At 73.1% G+C, this 17,658-nt stretch carries 17 protein-coding genes; 9 read left to right on the top strand and 8 right to left on the bottom strand.

Annotated elements, in window-relative coordinates; genetic code table 11:
* Positions 1 to 4: 4 nt before the first annotated feature.
* On the bottom strand, positions 5 to 1,087 hold the full coding sequence (locus ABEB09_RS17065; RefSeq protein WP_345690785.1) for a hypothetical protein: 1,083 nt from the start codon (positions 1,085 to 1,087) through the stop codon (positions 5 to 7).
* A gap of 50 nt (positions 1,088 to 1,137) precedes the next feature.
* On the bottom strand, positions 1,138 to 2,622 hold the full coding sequence (locus ABEB09_RS17060; RefSeq protein ID WP_345690784.1) for an APC family permease: 1,485 nt from the start codon (positions 2,620 to 2,622) through the stop codon (positions 1,138 to 1,140).
* A gap of 667 nt (positions 2,623 to 3,289) precedes the next feature.
* Here ABEB09_RS17060 and ABEB09_RS17055 point away from each other — a divergent pair.
* From ABEB09_RS17055 to ABEB09_RS17045, 3 genes are read left to right on the top strand one after another with little or no spacing between them, the layout of a single operon-like run.
* Complete coding sequence (locus tag ABEB09_RS17055) at positions 3,290 to 3,694, top strand: hypothetical protein (RefSeq protein ID WP_345690783.1); 405 nt, start codon at positions 3,290 to 3,292, stop codon at positions 3,692 to 3,694.
* On the top strand, positions 3,687 to 4,652 hold the full coding sequence (locus ABEB09_RS17050) for an ATP-binding cassette domain-containing protein (protein ID WP_345690782.1): 966 nt from the start codon (positions 3,687 to 3,689) through the stop codon (positions 4,650 to 4,652). The genes ABEB09_RS17055 and ABEB09_RS17050 overlap by 8 nt, the downstream gene beginning before the upstream one ends.
* Positions 4,649 to 5,524: an ABC transporter permease gene (locus ABEB09_RS17045; RefSeq protein ID WP_345690781.1), complete on the top strand. Its 876-nt coding sequence runs from the start codon at positions 4,649 to 4,651 to the stop codon at positions 5,522 to 5,524. The genes ABEB09_RS17050 and ABEB09_RS17045 overlap by 4 nt, the downstream gene beginning before the upstream one ends.
* Before the next feature lie 2 nt (positions 5,525 to 5,526).
* Here the strand turns inward: ABEB09_RS17045 and ABEB09_RS17040 are convergent, their stop codons facing one another.
* Positions 5,527 to 6,603 carry an LLM class flavin-dependent oxidoreductase gene (locus tag ABEB09_RS17040; RefSeq protein WP_345690780.1) on the bottom strand — a complete coding sequence of 359 codons (1,077 nt, stop codon included), beginning with the start codon at positions 6,601 to 6,603 and terminating at the stop codon, positions 5,527 to 5,529.
* A gap of 112 nt (positions 6,604 to 6,715) precedes the next feature.
* Between ABEB09_RS17040 and ABEB09_RS17035 the strand changes: the two genes are divergently transcribed.
* From ABEB09_RS17035 to cobM, 3 genes are read left to right on the top strand one after another with little or no spacing between them, the layout of a single operon-like run.
* The gene (locus tag ABEB09_RS17035) at positions 6,716 to 6,844 is read left to right on the top strand and encodes a DUF6126 family protein (RefSeq protein ID WP_345690779.1); all 129 of its coding nucleotides are present in this window, start codon (positions 6,716 to 6,718) and stop codon (positions 6,842 to 6,844) included.
* A gap of 46 nt (positions 6,845 to 6,890) precedes the next feature.
* Positions 6,891 to 8,144: a precorrin-6y C5,15-methyltransferase (decarboxylating) subunit CbiE gene (gene cbiE / locus ABEB09_RS17030; RefSeq protein ID WP_345690778.1), complete on the top strand. Its 1,254-nt coding sequence runs from the start codon at positions 6,891 to 6,893 to the stop codon at positions 8,142 to 8,144.
* Between the two features lie 22 nt (positions 8,145 to 8,166).
* On the top strand, positions 8,167 to 8,916 hold the full coding sequence (gene cobM, locus ABEB09_RS17025) for a precorrin-4 C(11)-methyltransferase (RefSeq protein WP_345690777.1): 750 nt from the start codon (positions 8,167 to 8,169) through the stop codon (positions 8,914 to 8,916).
* Between the two features lie 362 nt (positions 8,917 to 9,278).
* On the opposite strand, the gene ABEB09_RS17020 is transcribed toward cobM, so the two are convergent.
* The 4 genes from ABEB09_RS17020 to ABEB09_RS17005 form a co-directional block, all read right to left on the bottom strand.
* Entirely contained in the window at positions 9,279 to 9,926 is a 648-nt protein-coding gene (locus ABEB09_RS17020) for a hypothetical protein (RefSeq protein WP_345690776.1), read from the bottom strand.
* A complete protein-coding gene (locus ABEB09_RS17015) occupies positions 9,917 to 11,254 on the bottom strand; it encodes an ABC transporter permease (RefSeq protein WP_345690775.1) in 1,338 nt (445 codons plus the stop codon). The genes ABEB09_RS17020 and ABEB09_RS17015 overlap by 10 nt, the downstream gene beginning before the upstream one ends.
* Positions 11,255 to 11,502: 248 nt before the next feature.
* Complete coding sequence (locus tag ABEB09_RS17010) at positions 11,503 to 12,270, bottom strand: ABC transporter ATP-binding protein (RefSeq protein ID WP_345690774.1); 768 nt, start codon at positions 12,268 to 12,270, stop codon at positions 11,503 to 11,505.
* Positions 12,271 to 12,336: 66 nt separating this feature from the next.
* Entirely contained in the window at positions 12,337 to 12,726 is a 390-nt protein-coding gene (locus ABEB09_RS17005) for a hypothetical protein (protein ID WP_345690773.1), read from the bottom strand.
* Positions 12,727 to 12,948: 222 nt separating this feature from the next.
* Between ABEB09_RS17005 and ABEB09_RS17000 the strand changes: the two genes are divergently transcribed.
* On the top strand, positions 12,949 to 13,581 hold the full coding sequence (locus ABEB09_RS17000; protein WP_345690772.1) for a MarC family protein: 633 nt from the start codon (positions 12,949 to 12,951) through the stop codon (positions 13,579 to 13,581).
* A 168-nt stretch (positions 13,582 to 13,749) separates the two neighbouring features.
* On the top strand, positions 13,750 to 15,579 hold the full coding sequence (locus tag ABEB09_RS16995; RefSeq protein WP_345690771.1) for an acyl-CoA dehydrogenase: 1,830 nt from the start codon (positions 13,750 to 13,752) through the stop codon (positions 15,577 to 15,579).
* 113 nt (positions 15,580 to 15,692) lie between these two features.
* Here ABEB09_RS16995 and ABEB09_RS16990 read toward each other — a convergent pair whose 3' ends face one another.
* Complete coding sequence (locus ABEB09_RS16990) at positions 15,693 to 16,157, bottom strand: DUF6083 domain-containing protein (protein ID WP_345693966.1); 465 nt, start codon at positions 16,155 to 16,157, stop codon at positions 15,693 to 15,695.
* A gap of 137 nt (positions 16,158 to 16,294) precedes the next feature.
* Here ABEB09_RS16990 and ABEB09_RS16985 point away from each other — a divergent pair, with 137 nt between their 5' ends.
* The gene (locus tag ABEB09_RS16985) at positions 16,295 to 17,590 is read left to right on the top strand and encodes a M18 family aminopeptidase (protein ID WP_345690770.1); all 1,296 of its coding nucleotides are present in this window, start codon (positions 16,295 to 16,297) and stop codon (positions 17,588 to 17,590) included.
* Positions 17,591 to 17,658 lie beyond the last annotated feature (68 nt).

The following is a 17,658-nucleotide window of genomic DNA, read 5'->3' as shown; positions in this document are numbered from 1 at the left end:
GACCTCACGAGGTGGCGCGGGCCTGTGCGCGCCACCTCGTGAACTGTTCCGCCGGGTCGCCCGTGTACGACCACGGCACCCATGAGGCCCGTGCGCCCAGCAGGGCGAACAGGTCGGCCGCCACGTCCAGCCGGCCCGCGTAACAGGCGGCGTGGGTCAGGTAGTTCAGCAGCTCGACCTCCTCGGGCCGTACGGGGCCCGGCGGCCGGTCGCCGATCCAGCGCTCCCAGGTGCGGCGTACCTCGGTCACCGCCAGCTCGTGCTTCCAGTGCTGGTCGAAGCCGCGCACCGAGCCGGGCCCCCGGCCGCGGCCCAGCGCCCCGTCCACCACGTACCGGTACTCCTCGACCCGGGCGATCTGCACCAGCACCGGCAGCGGCGAGCCGGGCGGCGCCGCCCCGGCCGCGTCGCGCGCGAAGTCGTACATCGAGCCGTGCGTGCCGTGCCACCGCGCCGACCAGTAGCGCAGCAGCTGCACATGGCCCTCCGTGTTGTGCGGGTCGCGCCGCCGCAGCTCGTCCCACCAGCGGCGCAGCTCCGCCCGGCCGACCCCGCCCTCGTACAGCCGGGCCACCGTCAGCAGCGACACCCACGGCATGGGGTCGGGCGGCCGGGCGTCGGCGGCGGTCAGGCAGGCCAGGACCGTGGAGTCCAGCCGTGCCCGGTCCACGGCCGCGCCGCGCCCGGCGACGATCGCCGCGTGGAAGATCCGTACGACCTCGGTCGCGGCCCGCAGCACCGCCGCGTCCGGGTTCTCCGGCTCGGCGGCCCGCCAGGACTCCACCACCGAGCTGCCGGCGACGGCATGCGCCAGGAGCCGTATGCGATGGGTCCGCAGCGCCCACTGGTCGCCGGTCTGCGCCAGCAGGTCCCGTACGCCCTGCCAGCGGCCGATAACGATGTCGTGCCGTACGTCGGTGAGGGCCCGGTCCCCGAAGTCCGGGTCCAGGTCGGGCTCGAAGCGGTTCTCGCGGGGCGGCTTCCCGGGCCGCCCGCCGCGGCCCGTACCCCCGGCCCGTCCCAGGCCCCCCGTGCGTCCTGTGCGTCCTGTGCGCCCCGTGCGTTCGGCGCGGTGACGTGCGGCCATTCCTTCTCCCCCGGTCGCGTGGTCGGTCGCGAAGTCGCGTCGTCGCGTGGTCAGAAGTCGGTCGCCAACGTCTCGTCGGCGCCCGGCCGGTGGTGGCGCGGGTGCGGTCCCGCGTACGGCTCCGCCGCCGCCAGGGCCCGCACCGCGTCCAGCCTTGCCGGACGGTAGTACGAACTGCCCCGCCGCCAGTACCAGGTCATCGGAATGAGACCTGCCGCGAGCCCGCCCAGACCGATCGCCACGGACGCGGCGGACAGCTCCGTCAGCGACTCGACGAAGGTCCACAGCATGAAGGCGGCGCCGGCCAGCGGCCACACCCCGCCCAGCAGGAAGTCCCGGACGGACGTCAGCAGCAGCTTCCGGTACGCGACGACCGCGGCGATCCCGGCGAGGCCGTAGTAGAACGCGATCTGGAGCCCGATCGCGCTGACCGCCTCGGAGAGGATGTCGCCGACGGAGCCGAGCGCGGTCGCGGCGGCGAACAGGACCAGCGCGACCCCGCCGACGACGGCGACCGCGACCCACGGGGTGTTCCAGCGGCGGTGCACGTCGCCCAGCGCGGCCGGCATCGTGCGGTCCCGGCCCATCGCGAACAGCGAGCGGGTGACCTGGATGAGCGTGGTCTCCAGGGTCGCCACGGTGGACAGCATCACCGCCACGATCAGCAGCTTCCCGCCGACGCCCGGCCAGATCGCCTCGCCGAGCAGGGCCAGGGTGTCGGCGCCACCGCCGTCCGCCGTGACCCTGCCCGCCGGGAGGATCACGTTCACCGCGATCGTGAACGCCTCGAACAGCAGGAAGACCAGGGCCACGCCGATGAGGGCCGCCAGGCCGGCCGTGCGGTGGCTGTCGCGGGTCTCCTCGCTGAGGTTGCCGGTGACGTCCCAGCCCCAGTAGTAGAACGCGGCGATCAGCGCGCCCGACGCGAAGCCGGCCGTCCCGTCGAAGTGCCCGAAGCCGAACCACGACCAGTCGAACGCGGTGGCCGCGCCCCGGTGCACCAGCGCGCCCAGCACGAACAGCAGCAGGAGCAGCAGCTCCACCCCCGTCATGATCAGCTGCGCCCGTACGGTGAGCCGGGCGCCGCCCAGGACCACCAGCAGCATCACGAGGAACCAGCCCGCGCCCACGACGCTGGCGAGCACGGTGTTCCCCGCCAGCGCCGGGTCGAACAGGGCCAGGGTCAGCGCGCCCGCCGGCAGTGACCCCGCCACCATGAACAACGTCGTCGACACCACCAGCGCCCAGCCGCACAGGAAGCCCAGCGCCGGGTGCAGCGTCCGGCCCACCCACGAGTACGCGGCGCCCGCGTTCACGTCGATCCGGCCGAGGCGGCTGAACGCCAGCACGATCCCGAACATCGGCACCGCGCAGTAGAGCAGCGCGGCCGGCGCGGCGACGCCGACGGCGCCGACGAGTACGGCGGTCGTCGCGGCCAGCGAGTAGGCCGGGGCGCTGCCCGCGACGGCCATCACGACGGTGTCGAAGGTGCCGAGAACATTGGGTCGAAGCCCTCTGCCGGGAGTGTTGCGCATGACGAACGTCCTTGACTGACAGGGCATATGGCGCGGAGTCAGGAGCGCATCGTAATCCGCCCCCGGAACCCCCTCCTCCGAGGACGCCCCTACGAGGGGTAACGTTCCCCTCCCCCTGCGTGGACCTCCCTGCACACTGCCACCACGGCCCGTCGTTGTGGGCTCGCGCCGCGGTGCCGCCGTTCCGCCGTTCCGTCGTTGCGGGCAGTCGTTCCGCATGGGGGTCCCCCCTGGACGTAGTCCTTGGGGGAGGAACGGGTGGGCACAACGACGGAACGGCCCCCCGGCCTGAGGGCCCAGCCCCGGCGCGCCACGACGGTGGGTGGGTCCGGTGGCGGCCCGGGGGTCACGTGCTCAGATTGGCTCGCTCGGGCCCCGGAGCGTGAAACGTCCCAGCACCGCCAATCCTGCGCGCGCGACCCCCGGTCCACCCCCGTCCCGTAGTCGGGCGTCTCACCGCCGGTGGGGGGTGGGGTGGGTGGAACCCGCCCGCCCGTGGGCGGCTCACCGCCGGTGGGGTGGGGTGGGTGGAACACCCGACCGGTGGGCGGCTCACCGCCGGTGGGAGTTGGGTGAGTAAAAACCGCCCGCCCGCGGGCTGATCCACTTGCCGGTTCGGGCGGTCGGGTGTGCCCTGGGAAGGAAGCGCGTCGGAAGGAGCTCCGCCATGGGCGCACACGCAGCCCCCGCCCGGCCCCGCCGCCCCCTGGCCCGCGGCCGTACGGAGGAGAGGCACACCCTCCGGTGGGCGCTTCCCGCCTCACTCGGCTTCCTCTACGGCCTGTACGCCGCCTTCATCAAGCGCGGCGACGGCCCCACCACCTGGGGCCAGGTCTGGTTCGGCCTCGTCTGCGCCATCGTGTTCGGCGCGCTCTGCTACCTGCTGGGACGGACGCAGAAGGCCCTCCCGCGCGAGCTGCGGGGCATGGCGTACGGGGCGCTCACCGGCATCGGCATCGGGTTCCTGTACAGCCTGACCGGCGGCAGCGTGCTGAGCGGCACGGTGCTGGGCCTCATCGTCGGCGCGGCGATGTTCTGCGCGGCGTTCTACGTCTTCTACACACGTGAGTGACATCGCCGTCGAGACGCACGGCCTGGTGAAAGCGTTCGGCGAGACCCGGGCCGTGGACGGCATCGACCTGCGGGTCCCGGCGGGCATGGTCTACGGGGTGCTCGGCCCGAACGGGGCGGGCAAGACGACGGCCGTGAAGGTGCTGGCGACGCTGCTGCGCCCGGACGGCGGCGAGGCCCGGGTGTTCGGCAAGGACGTGGTCCGGGACGCCGACGCGGTCCGCGGCCGGGTCAGCCTGACCGGCCAGTACGCGTCCGTCGACGAGGACCTGACCGGCACCGAGAACCTGCTGCTCCTGGGCCGGCTGCTCGGTCACTCCAAGGCGGCCGCGCGGCGGAGGGCCGCGCAACTGCTGGAGGCGTTCGGGCTGTCGGCGGCCGCGGGGAAGCAGGTCAAGAACTACTCGGGCGGCATGCGGCGCCGTATCGACATCGCCGCGTCCATCTTCAACACCCCCGACCTGCTGTTCCTGGACGAGCCGACGACCGGCCTGGACCCGCGCAGCCGCAACCAGGTCTGGGACATCGTGCGGGCGGTCGTCGCGCAGGGCACGACGGTCCTGCTGACCACGCAGTACCTGGACGAGGCGGACCGGCTGGCGTCCCGGATCGCGGTCATCGACCACGGCCGGGTGATCGCGGAGGGCACGAAGGGCGAGCTGAAGGCGTCGGTCGGCGCCGGCTCCGTGCACGTACGGCTCCGCCGGCCCGAGCAGCGCCCGGAGGCCGAGCGGGTGCTGACGACCGCGCTGGGCGCGACGGTGCAGCTCGACCCCGATCCGGTCGCGCTGACCGCGACGGTCGACGGGCACCGTACGGAGCTGGGCGCGGCCGAGCAGGCGGCGCGCGCCCTGTCCGAACTGGCCCGGGCGGGCATCACCGTGGACAACTTCGCGCTGGGCCAGCCCAGTCTGGACGAGGTGTTCCTGGCGCTGACGGGCAAGGAGGGCCCGCGATGACGACGACCGCGTCACAGCAGCCGCAGCCCCAGCCGTCGGAGGAGTTCGCCTTCGTCGCGCCCCGCTCCGACGAGCTGGCGGCCCTCCTGGTCGCGGGGGCGGACGAGCGGCCTGCCCGGCCGTCGGCGCTGTCCGCGTCGCTGACGTTCGGCTGGCGGGCCATGCTGAAGATCAAGCACGTGCCGGAGCAGCTGTTCGACGTGACGGCGTTCCCGATCATGATGGTGCTGATGTACACGTACCTCTTCGGAGGGGCGCTGGCCGGGTCGGTCTCGGCGTACATCCAGTACGTGCTGCCGGGCATCCTCAGCATGAGCGTCGTGATGATCACGATGTACACGGGCGTCGCGGTCAACACGGACATCGCGAAGGGCGTCTTCGACCGGTTCCGCACGCTGCCGATCTGGCGTCCGGCGCCGATGGTCGGCTATCTGCTGGGCGACGTCGTGCGCTATCTGATCGCGTCGGCCGTGATGCTGTCGGTCGGCCTGGTCATCGGCTACCGGCCGGACGGCGGGGTGCTCGGGGTGCTGGCGGGCGTGGCGCTGCTGATGGTCTTCTCGTTCGCCTTCTCGTGGATCTGGACGATGTTCGGGCTGCTGCTGCGCAGTGAGAAGTCGGTCATGGGCGTCAGCATGATGGTGATCTTCCCGCTGACGTTCCTGAGCAATGTGTTCGTCGACCCGAGGACCATGCCGGGCTGGCTCCAGGCGTTCGTGAACAACAACCCGGTGACGCATCTGGCGACGGCGGTGCGGGAGTTGATGGGCGGCGGATGGCCGGCGGCGGACATCATGTGGTCGCTGGGGTGGTCGGCGGTGTTCGTGGTGGTGTTCGGGACGGTGACGATGCGGTTGTACAACCGCAAGTAGCCTCAGTCGCCGGGACGGGTGGTGGCCGGGTGCCGTGGGGCCGTCGCCGGTACGCCCGCGGGGCGCAGCGCGGCGAACTCCTTGCGCAGGACCGGGACGACCTCCTCGCCGAGCATGTCGATCTGCTCCAGGACGGTCTTCAGGGGCAGGCCCGCGTGGTCCATCAGGAACAGCTGGCGCTGGTAGTCGCCGGCCGTGTCGCGGAAGGTCAGCGTCCGCTCGATGACCTGCTGTGGCGACCCGACCGTCAACGGGGTCTCCCTGGTGAACTCCTCCAGCGACGGCCCGTGCCCGTACACGGGCGCGTTGTCGAAGTACGGGCGGAACTCCCGTACCGCGTCCTGGAAGTTCCGGCGCATGAACACCTGGCCGCCGAGGCCCACGATCGCCTGCTCGGGCGTGCCGTGCCCGTAGTGCGCGTACCGCTTCCGGTACAGCTCGACCATGCGCCGGGTGTGCTCGGCGGGCCAGAAGATGTGGTTGTGGAAGAACCCGTCGCCGTAATAGGCGGCCTGCTCGGCGATCTCGGGGGACCGGATGGAGCCGTGCCAGACGAACGGCGGGACGCCGTCGAGGGGGCGGGGCGTGGCGGTGAAGCCCTCCAGCGGGGTGCGGAAGCGGCCCTCCCAGTCGACGGCGTCCTCCCTCCACAGCCTGTGGAGGAGCGCGTAGTTCTCGACGGCGAGCGGGATGCCCTGCCGGATGTCCTGCCCGAACCAGGGGTAGACGGGCGGGGTGTTGCCGCGCCCCAGCATCAGGTCGACGCGGCCGTCGGCGAGGTGCTGGAGCATCGCGTAGTCCTCGGCGAGCTTCACCGGGTCGTTGGTCGTGATCAGCGTCGTCGCCGTGGAGAGCACGAGCCGCTCGGTGCGGGCGGCGATCCAGCCGAGCATGGTGGTGGGCGAGGAGGGCACGAAGGGCGGGTTGTGGTGCTCGCCGGTCGCGAAGACGTCGAGGCCGACCTCCTCCGCCTTGAGCGCGATCGCGACCATGGCCTTGATCCGCTCCCGTTCGGTCGGCGTACGGCCGTCGGTCGGGTCCGGCGTCACGTCGCCGACCGTGAAGATCCCGAACTCCATCGCGCCTCACCCACATGATTGTTGAAGTTTTAACTTCCATGGTCCACGGTACCGCGTCTCCGCCCCGCGTACCCTGACAACGGCCGGACGACCGCCCCACGAAGGGACCGCCATGAGCGAGAGCGAGCGCTGGAAAGAGCGCGGCGTCGCCCTGCGCGTCTTCGTGTACGTCTTCGTCACGCACGCCCTGGCCGGCTTCATCTGGATCCTCTTCTACGTCGGCGAGCACGCGGACAAGTAGCCCCGCCCGGGGTCCCTCCCGCGACCGGCCGGTAGGGTTCCGGCCCGTGAGCAGACCGGACCACGAGCACCCCGTCACGGTCGTCGGCATCGGCGCGGACGGCTGGGCCGGGCTCCCCGACACCTCCCGCGCCGCCCTGCGCGCCGCCGACGTCGTCATCGGCGGCGGCGAGCGCCAGCTCGGCCTGCTGCCGCCCGGCGAGGTCACCGCCGAGCGCGTCCCCTGGCCGTCGCCGCTGCGCCCCGCCGTCCCCGGCCTGCTGGCCGCCCACGCCGGGCGGAACGTCGCCGTCCTGGCCAGCGGCGACCCCATGTTCTACGGCATCGGCCGCGCCCTCGCCGAGACCCTCGGCCCCGCCCGGCTGCGCGTCCTGCCGCACCCCTCCTCCGTCGCGTACGCCTGCGCCCGGCTCGGCTGGCCCCTGGAGGACACCGAGACGATCACGCTCGTCGGGCGGCCCCTCGACACCCTGACCGCCGCCCTCCACCACGGGCGGCGCCTCCTGGTGCTGTCCTCCGGCGCCGGCACGCCCGCCGAGGTCGCCGCCCTGCTGCGGGCCCGCGGCTTCGGACCCAGCCGCCTCCACGTGCTGGAACAGCTCGGCTCCGACCGCGAGGCCGCCCTGCACGGCACCGCCGACGACTGGCCCCACCCGCCCGGCGACCCGCTGAACGTCGTCGCCGTCGAGTGCGCCCGCGCCCCCGGCGCCCCGCGCCTCGGCGCCGTACCGGGGCTGCCCGACACGGCGTACGAGAACGACGGGCAGCTCACCAAGCGGCACGTGCGCGCGGCGACCCTCGCCGCCCTCGCTCCCGCGCCCGGCGAGCTGCTGTGGGACATCGGCGGCGGCTCGGGCTCCATCGGCATCGAGTGGATGCGCGTCCACCGCGGCTGCCGGGCGATCGCCGTCGAGCGCGACCCCGTGCGGGCCGAGCGGATCGCCCGCAACGCCGCCGCCCTCGGCGTGCCCGGCCTGCGCGTCGTGACCGCCGCCGCCCCGGCCGGGCTCGCGGGGCTGCCGGTCCCCGACGCGGTGTTCATCGGCGGCGGCCTCACGGCGCCCGGCCTGCTGGACGCCTGCTGGGACGCCCTGCCCGAGGGCGGCCGGCTGGTCGCCAACACGGTGACGCTGGAGTCCGAGGCGCTGCTGGCCGAGCGGTACCGACGGCACGGCGGCGAGCTGGTGCGGCTCGCGGTGGCGCACGCGGTGCCGGTGGGCGGGTTCACCGGCTGGCGCCAGGCGATGCCGGTCACGCAGTGGTCCGCGACGAAGACGTCCGCGAACACCCCAGCGTCCTAACGAAAGCGGGAGCAGAGCAGCCATGACCGTCTACTTCATCGGCGCGGGCCCCGGCGCCGCCGACCTGATCACCGTGCGCGGCGCGCGCACCCTCGCCTCGTGCGGGGTGTGCCTGTACGCCGGGTCCCTGGTCCCGCGCGAGCTGCTGGCCGAGTGCCCGCCGGACGCGCGCCTGGTCGACACGGCGAACCTGGACCTCGACGCCATCACCGCCGAGCTGGTCCGCGCGCACGAGGAGGGCCACGACGTGGCGCGGCTGCACTCCGGCGACCCGTCGGTGTTCAGCGCGGTCGCCGAGCAGATGCGGCGGCTGGACGCGGCCGGCGTCCCGTACGAGGTGGTGCCGGGCGTGCCGGCCTTCGCCGCGGCCGCCGCCGCGCTCAAGCGGGAGCTGACCGTCCCGACGGTGGGCCAGACCGTCATCCTGACCCGGATCGCCCAGCAGGCCACGCCCATGCCGGAGGGCGAGGACCTGGCCACGCTCGGCCGCAGCGGCGCCCTGCTGGTCCTGCACCTCGCGGCACGCTACATCGACCGGGTCGTCGGCGAACTGGTCCCGCACTACGGCGAGGACTGCCCGGCCGCCGTGGTGGCGATGGCCAGCCGTCCGGACGAGGTGGTCCTGCGCGGCACGCTCGCCGACATCGCGGCGCAGACGAAGGAGGCGGGCATCACCCGCACGGCCGTGATCATCGTCGGCCGCACCCTGGCCGCGACCCAGTTCCGCGACAGCCACCTGTACTCACCGGAACGCGACCGCCACACCTGCTGACGGGGCCACGAGGAGCCCCCGGCCCGTACGCCCCGCCCGGGGGCGAGCCGCCCACAGGCGGGCGGCCCCACCCACCCCACCCCCCACCGGGGGTCGGGCGCCCACGCACGGGACGGGGGTGGACCGGGGGTCGCGCGCGCAGGATTGGCGGTGCTGGGACGCCTCGCTCTCACGGGCCCGAGCGAGCCAATCTGAGCACGTGACCCCCGGGCCGCACCCGGACCCACCCACCGTCGTGGCGCGCAGGGGGCGGGCCCTCAGGCCGGGGGGCCGTTCCTGCTGTGCCCACCCGTTCCGCCCTGCGGAACGACTGCCCACAGCAGGAACGGCGGCACAGGCGGCGCCAGCGACTCGCCGCCCCCTCACTCCTCGTTGCGCAGCAGTCGGCGGGACCAGGTCGTGGCGCCGGCCGTCGTCGCGTGGACGGCCAGGGCGGCGGCCGTCATCAGGAGGGGGCCCAGCCACCAGTACGGCATGCCGGGGAGGCGGTGGCCCTGGCCGCCCGCGTAGCTGACGGGCAGTACGCGGGCCGCGCCCGGCTGGAGGTTGAGCACCACAGCGCCGCCGGCCACTGCGAGCAGCGACAGCAGGCCACCGCCCACGGGCCCGACGAGCGCGGTCGCCGCGAAGGTGAGCGCCGAGAACAGCAGCACCGGCGGGAGGACCAGCCAGGGCCGCGTCTCCGGGGGCAGCCGCAGCACCGCCACGGCCGCGGGCAGCAGCGGCAGCAGCAGGCCCACCAGCGCCACGGCCGCCGCGTGGACGCGCACATGACCGCCGCCGAGCCGCTCCCACTCCCAGAAACGCGGCCGCAGCAGCCACGCCGTGGCGATCGACGTGGCGACGGCGACGATCTCCACGTACGGGACGCGCTGGATCTGCTCCGGTCGCCCGGCGATGTCGACGACGACCGCGGTGGTGGCACCGGCGTAGGCCGGGACCAGGGCGGCGAGCGCGGCGAGGAGCGCGGGCAGGAGCAGTCGCACCCGCAACAGGAGGGTCAGCGCCACGGCAGGTCCTCCGGGTCGGCGGTGCAGGTCTCGACGGCGTGCCGGTCCCGGGCGAGCCACTGCCGTACGCGCTCGGGCGCCACGCCCGAGAAGAGCCCGGCGTCCGTGCCGCCTCCGGGGAACGCCCGGCTCTGCAGCCACAGGGCCAGGTCCTGGAGGAGGTGCGTGCGCCGTTCGTCGGTGGCGGCGCCCGCCGCGATCGACCCGGTCGGGGACACGCAGGCGGCCCGGCCCGGCAGGAGCGTGGAGGCGACCAGCGGCGGCACCTCCTCGGCGGGGCGCCAGCCGGGTGTGATGGGCACCCACAGGGTGTCCGGCCGGTGTGCGCCGGTGCCGGCGCCGGCGAGGGCGTCGTCGCGGACCTGCCGCAGCGGGGCGCGGTCGGGGCCGTACGCGGCGATGACCGGGGCCGCGAGGTCGCGCAGCTCGGCCAGTTCGGCCCGGTGGCCCTCGTGCACGCAGTACGTGACCGTGCCCCTCGTGTCGCACACCTCCCGGCCGTCACCGGCGTACGTGAAGAGGGCCGGGGTGCGCAGGAGCGGCAGGGCGACGAGGACGACCGGGACCAGCAGGAGCGGCGCGTGCGCCGCGGCGGGCGGGCGGCGGGTCAGCAGGCGGGCGGCCAGCGACCAGAAGAGGGCGCCGAAGACGGTGAAGGCGAGCAGCCGGTACAGGCCCAGGTCGAGGGACTGTTCGCGGCCGAGGGTGGGGAGCGCGGACAGGGTGGGCACCACGGCGTTCCAGCCGTCGTGCAGGTTCGGCAGGCCCAGCAGCAGGAAGACCAGCGCCACCGTGAGAGGCACGGCGAGGACGTTCTGCACCAGGGCGCCGGTCAGGTACCCGAGGGCGACGAGGGCGGCGAGGCCGGTGAGGGCGCCCACGACGACGAGGGCGTGGGGGTGGCCGTACGAGGCGTGCCGTGCCGTCGCCCACACCAGCGGCGCCATGCCGAGCAGGTAGGCCGGCAGGAACCAGCCGAGCAGCTGGCCCAGGTGCCGCCGCAGGAGCGGGTGGCCGACCCGTACGGACCAGGGCTGGGCGAAGATCCGGGTGCGGTGCGTGAGGCGGGCGGCGACATGGGCGGCCGCGCCCGCCGCGACGATGGCGGGGAACCTGAGCTGGGCGGTGAACTCGGCCGAGGTGTACGTCCAGTCGAGCGCCTGCCACTCCAGCTGGGCGCGGGTGCCGAGCCACACCGATGCGGCGACGCAGCCGGCGGCGAGGGGGAAGAAGCGGGCGCCGAACGGCCATCCGGCGGCCCTCGTCGCGGCGACCGCCCGCCGCACGACGGCGGCCCGGGGCGCGGCCGCAGGCCCAGGCGCCGGCACGGGCCCGGCTACGGACGCAGACCCGGACACGGAGGCAGGGCCAGACGCGGGCGCAGACCCGGACACGGAGGCAGGGCCAGACGCGGACGCAGGACCGCCCGACGCGGACGCAGACTCGGATGCTGACGCAGGGCCAGACGCGGACGCAGGGCCGCCCGACGCGGGCGCAGGTGCCGGACCGGGGCGCGCCGGTGCGGGCACGGGCGCCGGCTGCGGCGGCACGCCCCGCTCGCCCTCCGGGAGTGATGTCACGCGCCCGCTCCCATCCGGGAGATGAGGGCGTCGTAGGCGCGCTCGAAGGGCGAGCCGTACCGGCTGCCCCCGTCGGAGTCCTCGATGAGCCCTTCCAGTGCGGCGAACGTCCCGTCGAAGGCGATGCGGCCGCCGGCCAGCACGCCGACCCGGCCGCAGAGGTGGGCGACGTCCTCGACGAGGTGCGTGGACAGGACGACGGTGCGGTCCTCGCCCAGGCGGGCGATCACCTCGCGGGCGCGCAGCCGCTGCCCCGGGTCGAGTCCCACGGTCGGCTCGTCGAGCACGAGGACGCGGGGGTCGTGGGCGAGGGCGGCGGCGATGCCGACGCGCTGGCGCTCACCGCCGGACAGGGTGCGCACCGCACGGGACGCCAGGGCGCCCATGTCCACGTGGTCCAGGGCGCATGCGGCGGCGTCGGCGCAGGCGCGGCGCGGGACGCCGTTGACCCAGGCGGCGTAGGCGACGGTGTCGGCGACCGTCAGTTCGCCGGCGAGGGAGAAGCGCTGCGGGACGAAGCCGAGGAGCCGCCGTGCCTCGGCGCGGTCGGCGGGCCGGGCCACGTCGTACTCGCCGACGAGGATCCGGCCCCGCTGCGGTGCGGCCAGGGTGACGATCAGCGACAGCAGCGTCGTCTTTCCCGCGCCGTTCGGGCCCAGCAGGCCGGTCACTCCGGAATCGACCGTCCAGGAGGCCCCCTCCAGAACGTTTTTCTTTCTGGTGCGACGATAGGAAAAGCTGACCTGCTCCAGAACAATACGCACGCGGGCGCCCCCATCACGGAACCGTGCGCCGGTGGTGAATCACCGGCGCACGGAATGGTTTTTCGATCAGCAGAGCACGACCCGGCCGGATTCCACGGCATTACCGGTCGAGCTCTCGGTGTGGGTGTAATAGCTGCCGCGTCCGTCGCAGGAGCCCCGGGCCGTCAGCGATCCGTTGCCGAATCCCGTCCGGGACGCCTTCGCCACTTCCGTGTCCGGCCACCAGCTGATGTCCTTGTAGACCCTGACGGTGAGCGTGACGGTGCCCCCGCAGCCGGTGCGCGAGCCGGTGCCCGCGATGGACCCCGTCGGACTGTCGGCCCCGAGCCCGCAGGCCCGGACACCGGCGGCACCGGAGTCATCCGGTCCTCCGGCCCAGCTCGTAGTGAGCGTGCCCGCCGCGCCGAGGAGAACGGCGGTCACGCATGAGGACACCAGCAGACCAGTCGCCTTCATCTTGTCTCCGCTCTGGAACAGTGTGGGGATTCCGAGCACATTCGAGACTATGCGGCTGTCATGTGTGTACGGGAGTCCATATATCGGCCATTGAGGAATAAATCCCGGCCAGGACTAACCCACTCGAATGACCGTCCGGACTGGTGGACGAATTTCCGTCCCGCGAGTGACGGCGGAGAGCCGCGAGAAAGGCGGGCCGGGCGCCGGGCCATGATGCGCAAGGTGAACGCTCTCAGCTTTTCCGCCGCCTTCATCACCTTTTTCTCGGTGGTCGGTCCGCCCAAGGTGATGCTCTCCTTCGCCGGACTGGCCCGGCTGCATCCGCTGCGACAGCTGCGGACCATCGCGCTGATCGCCACCACCGCCGCCCTCTTCGTCGGCCTGGTCACCGGGTTCACCGCACCGTGGCTGCTGGACCTGTTCCACATCACGACCCCGGCGCTGAAGCTCGCGGGCGGCACGATCTTCTTCCTGTACGCCATCGGACTGGTGCTCGGTGTGCACCTGGGCGCCGACGGGACCGACCGGGACGCCCCCGACCTGGTCAGCGGGGTGCGCGAACTGCTGATGCCGTACGTGGTGAGCCCGCTGGCCATGACCGGCCTTCTGGTCGAGGCGGCGGCGCGGGACTCGTGGACCTGGCGCTCGACGGTCGTCGCCGCGTACGTCGCCGTGCTCGCCCTGGACCTGCTGTGCGTGCTCCTCCTGGCGCGGCTGCTCCAGCGCACGCACCACGCCACGATCGAGCTGCTCGGACGTCTGCTGGGGCTGCTGCTCGCCGCCGTCGGCGTCGACCTGATCCTGGACGGCCTCGCGGACCTGGGGGTTCCCGGGCTGGACCGCGTGGAGGAATAGCCGGCCGCGAGGGCTCGGGCGCAGGCCCGCCGCGGGAGCCCGTGCGCGTCGCGCGTCACAGTTCACGTGCCAGGGGTTGCCCTTATTACCGACGGGTAGCATCATCGTAGCTACTAGCTGGTAGATGCACGAGGAACCTGCCTCCCGATCCCTTACGGAGCCGTCGCCATGGGGCACTACAAGTCGAATCTCCGCGACATCGAGTTCAACCTCTTCGAGGTCCTCGGCCGCGACAAGGTGTACGGCACCGGTCCGTTCGAGGAGATGGACGTCGAGACCGCCAAGAGCGTCCTCGACGAGCTGTGCCGTCTCGCGGAGAACGAGTTCGCCGCGTCCTTCGCCGACGCCGACCGCAACCCGCCGGTCTTCGACCCCGAGACGAACACCGCGCCGGTCCCGGCCTCGTTCAAGAAGTCCTACCAGGCCTTCATGGACTCCGAGTACTGGCGCCTCGGCCTGCCGGAGGAGATCGGCGGCACCACCTCCCCGCGCTCCCTGATCTGGGCGTACGCGGAGCTGATCCTCGGCTCGAACCCGGCCGTCTGGATGTACTCGTCCGGCCCCGCCTTCGCCGGCATCCTCTTCGAGGAGGGCAACGAGGCCCAGAAGAAGATCGCGCAGATCGCCGTCGAGAAGCAGTGGGGCTCGACGATGGTGCTGACCGAGCCGGACGCCGGCTCCGACGTCGGCGCGGGCCGCACCAAGGCGATCCAGCAGGAGGACGGCTCCTGGCACATCGAGGGCGTGAAGCGCTTCATCACGTCCGGCGAGCACGACATGTCGGAGAACATCCTCCACTACGTGCTGGCCCGCCCCGAGGGTGCCGGTCCGGGCACCAAGGGCCTGTCGCTCTTCCTCGTCCCGAAGTACGAGTTCGACTGGGAGACCGGCGAGCTGGGCGCGCGCAACGGCGCCTATGCCACGAACGTCGAGCACAAGATGGGCCTCAAGGCCTCCAACACCTGCGAGATGACGTTCGGCGACAAGCACCCCGCCAAGGGCTGGCTGATCGGCGACAAGCACGACGGCATCCGCCAGATGTTCCGCATCATCGAGTTCGCCCGCATGATGGTCGGCACGAAGGCGATCGCCACGCTCTCCACCGGCTACCTCAACGCGCTGGAGTACGCCAAGGAGCGCGTCCAGGGTCCCGACCTGGCGAACTTCATGGACAAGTCCGCGCCGAAGGTGACCATCACGCACCACCCCGACGTGCGCCGCTCCCTGATGACGCAGAAGGCGTACGCGGAGGGCATGCGCGCCCTCGTCATGTACACCGCTGCCGTCCAGGACGCCATCCAGGTCAAGGAGGCGGCCGGCGAGGACGCCAAGGCGCTGCACGGCCTCAACGACCTGCTCCTGCCGATCGTCAAGGGCTACGGCTCCGAGAAGTCCTACGAGCAGCTGGCCCAGTCGCTCCAGACCTTCGGAGGCTCCGGCTACCTGCAGGAGTACCCGATCGAGCAGTACATCCGTGACGCCAAGATCGACACGCTGTACGAGGGCACCACGGCGATCCAGGGCCAGGACTACTTCTTCCGGAAGATCGTCCGCGACCAGGGCGCCTCGCTGAACACGCTGGCCGAGGAGATCAAGAAGTTCCTCGCGGTCGGCACGGGCGGCGACGAGCTGGCCGAGGCCCGCGACGCCCTCGCCAAGGCGGCCGTCGACCTGGAGGCCATCGTCGGCACCATGCTGACCGACCTCACGGCCACCGGCGAGGACGTCAAGAACATCTACAAGGTCGGCCTGAACACCACCCGCCTGCTGATGGCGTCCGGTGACGTGGTCGTCGGCTACCTGCTGCTGCGCGGTGCCGCGGTCGCCGCCGAGAAGCTGGCGGCGGGCGCCCCGGCCAAGGACGTCCCCTTCTACACGGGCAAGATCGCGGCGGCGAAGTTCTTCGCGGCCAACGTCCTGCCGGGCGTCTCCACCGAGCGCCTGATCGCCGAGGGCGTCGACAACTCCCTGATGGAGCTGGACGAGGCGGCCTTCTGAGCCACGGTTCACCGGCGAGCCCGACGGCCCGCTTCCCCGGAGGGTCCGCTCCGGGGAAGCGGGCCGTCCGCTTCCCCGGGTCTTCGCCGGGGCGGACGGTCGGATCAGGCCGCTCAGGCCGCCGCAGGCCGGCCCGGGCAGATGTCGAAGTGGCTCACCCGGCACGTGTCCGAGGGCAGGGCACCCCGCAGGTTCACCGCCGTGCCGTCCCCCGCTATGTACCAGCGGCGGCCGCGCGGCACGCCCGCCGCGGCCCGGACGCCCGGCTCGATCGCCACCCACCGGTCGCCCGTCGTCCGGTGCCAGCGGGCCCGCCCGCCGCAGTACCGGCAGGTCATCGGTGCGCCCGTGCGCGGCGACGGCACCCGGGCGGGCCCGGTGCCGGAGGACCGCAGCACCGCCGCGGTCACCGGCAGGATGTCGCCCAGCCGCACCGGGTCCCGGTCCGGGGAGCCCGTCGCGGCCCGCGTGCACGGCGCGCACAGCGGCATCCGCAGCCGGTCGCTCCACTCGGCGCCGGGTCCCTCGCACGCGATGCAGGCGGGCGCGGTCGGCTGCGCCGTCGTCGGCGCGGTCATCGTCTTCACCAGTGCACCTCCGGGTCGTCCTGCTCTTCGGTCGCTCCTGCCACTGCTCCCGATGGTGGCAGCCACCACTGACAACGCCCTGTCCACAACCCTGCGACGGACCGCACCCCCGCCCGTATGGTGTGGTCATGAGCAGCTCTCCCACCCGCTTCGACCGCGGCCACACCGACGACCTGATGTCCTTCCTGACGGCCTCCCCCTCGCCGTACCACGCCGTGGCGACCGCCGCCGAGCGGCTGGAGAAGGCCGGATTCCGGCAGGTCGAGGAGACCGCCGCGTGGGACGGGACGACCGGCGGCAAGTACGTGATCCGGGGCGGCACGATGATCGCCTGGTACGTCCCCGAGGGCGCCGCCCCGCACACCCCGTTCCGGATCGTGGGCGCCCACACCGACTCCCCCAACCTTCGGGTCAAGCCCCGGCCCGACAGCGGGGCCCACGGCTGGCGGCAGGTCGCCGTGGAGATCTACGGCGGCCCGCTGCTGAACTCCTGGCTCGACCGCGACCTCGGCCTCGCCGGCCGGCTGACCCTGCGCGACGGCACCCACCGGCTGGTGAACGTCGACCGGCCGCTGCTGCGCGTGCCGCAGCTGGCCATCCACCTGGACCGCCAGGCCAACGAGGGCCTGAAGCTGGACCGCCAGCGCCACATGCAGCCGATCTGGGGCCTCGGCGACGACGTCCGCGAGGGGGACCTGATCCGGTTCCTCGCGGACGAGGCCGGCCTGGACGCCGACGACGTCACCGGCTGGGACCTGATGGTCCACTCCGTCGAGCCGCCCGCCTACCTGGGCCGCGACCGCGAACTGCTGGCCGCGCCCCGCCTCGACAACCTCCTGTCGACGCACGCCTGCACCGCCGCGCTCGCCGCCGTCGCCACGGCGGACCGCGAGCCGGAGTTCATCCCCGTCATGGCCGCCTTCGACCACGAGGAGAACGGCTCCGAGTCCGACACCGGCGCCCACGGCCCGCTCCTGGGCACGGTGCTGGAACGATCCGTCTACGCGCGCGGCGGCGGCTACGAGGACCGGGCCCGCGCCTTCGCCGGGACGGTGTGTCTGTCCTCCGACGTCGGCCACGCCGTGCACCCCAACTACGCCGAGCGGCACGACCCCACGCACCACCCGCGCCCCAACGGCGGCCCCATCCTCAAGGTGAACGTCAACCAGCGGTACGCGACGGACGGCACCGGCCGCGCCGTGTTCGCCGCGGCGTGCGAGGAGGCCGGCGTGCCGTGGCAGTCGTTCGTCTCCAACAACGACATGCCGTGCGGCACGACGATCGGCCCGATCACCGCCGCCCGCCACGGCATCCGCACCGTCGACATCGGCGTCGCCTGCCTGTCCATGCACAGCGCCCGCGAGCTGTGCGGCGCGGACGACCCGTACCTCCTGGCGAACGCGCTCGTCGCCTTCCTCAAGTGATCCTGGTGGCGTAGGCGTTGCGCGGGCCCTTCGGGGTACTCGCGACGCCTACGCACACAAGGAGGCGA

Origin of the sequence: Streptomyces coeruleoprunus (assembly GCF_039542925.1) — a bacterium.
GTDB classification, from domain to species: domain Bacteria; phylum Actinomycetota; class Actinomycetes; order Streptomycetales; family Streptomycetaceae; genus Streptomyces; species Streptomyces coeruleoprunus.
The sequence above is the reverse complement of the archived record's forward strand: the minus strand, read 5'-3'. Positions and strand labels throughout refer to the sequence as shown.

Excerpts from the sequence above, each read along its gene's own strand:
- ABEB09_RS17065 (WP_345690785.1), bottom strand. The coding sequence starts at position 1,087 with ATGGCCGCACGTCACCGCGCCGAACGCACGGGGCGCACAGGACGCACA.
- ABEB09_RS17060 (WP_345690784.1), bottom strand. The coding sequence starts at position 2,622 with ATGCGCAACACTCCCGGCAGAGGGCTTCGACCCAATGTTCTCGGCACC.
- ABEB09_RS17055 (WP_345690783.1), top strand. The coding sequence starts at position 3,290 with ATGGGCGCACACGCAGCCCCCGCCCGGCCCCGCCGCCCCCTGGCCCGC.
- ABEB09_RS17045 (WP_345690781.1), top strand. The coding sequence starts at position 4,649 with ATGACGACGACCGCGTCACAGCAGCCGCAGCCCCAGCCGTCGGAGGAG.
- ABEB09_RS17040 (WP_345690780.1), bottom strand. The coding sequence starts at position 6,603 with ATGGAGTTCGGGATCTTCACGGTCGGCGACGTGACGCCGGACCCGACC.
- ABEB09_RS17035 (WP_345690779.1), top strand. The coding sequence starts at position 6,716 with ATGAGCGAGAGCGAGCGCTGGAAAGAGCGCGGCGTCGCCCTGCGCGTC.
- cobM (WP_345690777.1), top strand. The coding sequence starts at position 8,167 with ATGACCGTCTACTTCATCGGCGCGGGCCCCGGCGCCGCCGACCTGATC.
- ABEB09_RS17005 (WP_345690773.1), bottom strand. The coding sequence starts at position 12,726 with ATGAAGGCGACTGGTCTGCTGGTGTCCTCATGCGTGACCGCCGTTCTC.
- ABEB09_RS16995 (WP_345690771.1), top strand. The coding sequence starts at position 13,750 with ATGGGGCACTACAAGTCGAATCTCCGCGACATCGAGTTCAACCTCTTC.
- ABEB09_RS16990 (WP_345693966.1), bottom strand. The coding sequence starts at position 16,157 with ATGACCGCGCCGACGACGGCGCAGCCGACCGCGCCCGCCTGCATCGCG.
- ABEB09_RS16985 (WP_345690770.1), top strand. The coding sequence starts at position 16,295 with ATGAGCAGCTCTCCCACCCGCTTCGACCGCGGCCACACCGACGACCTG.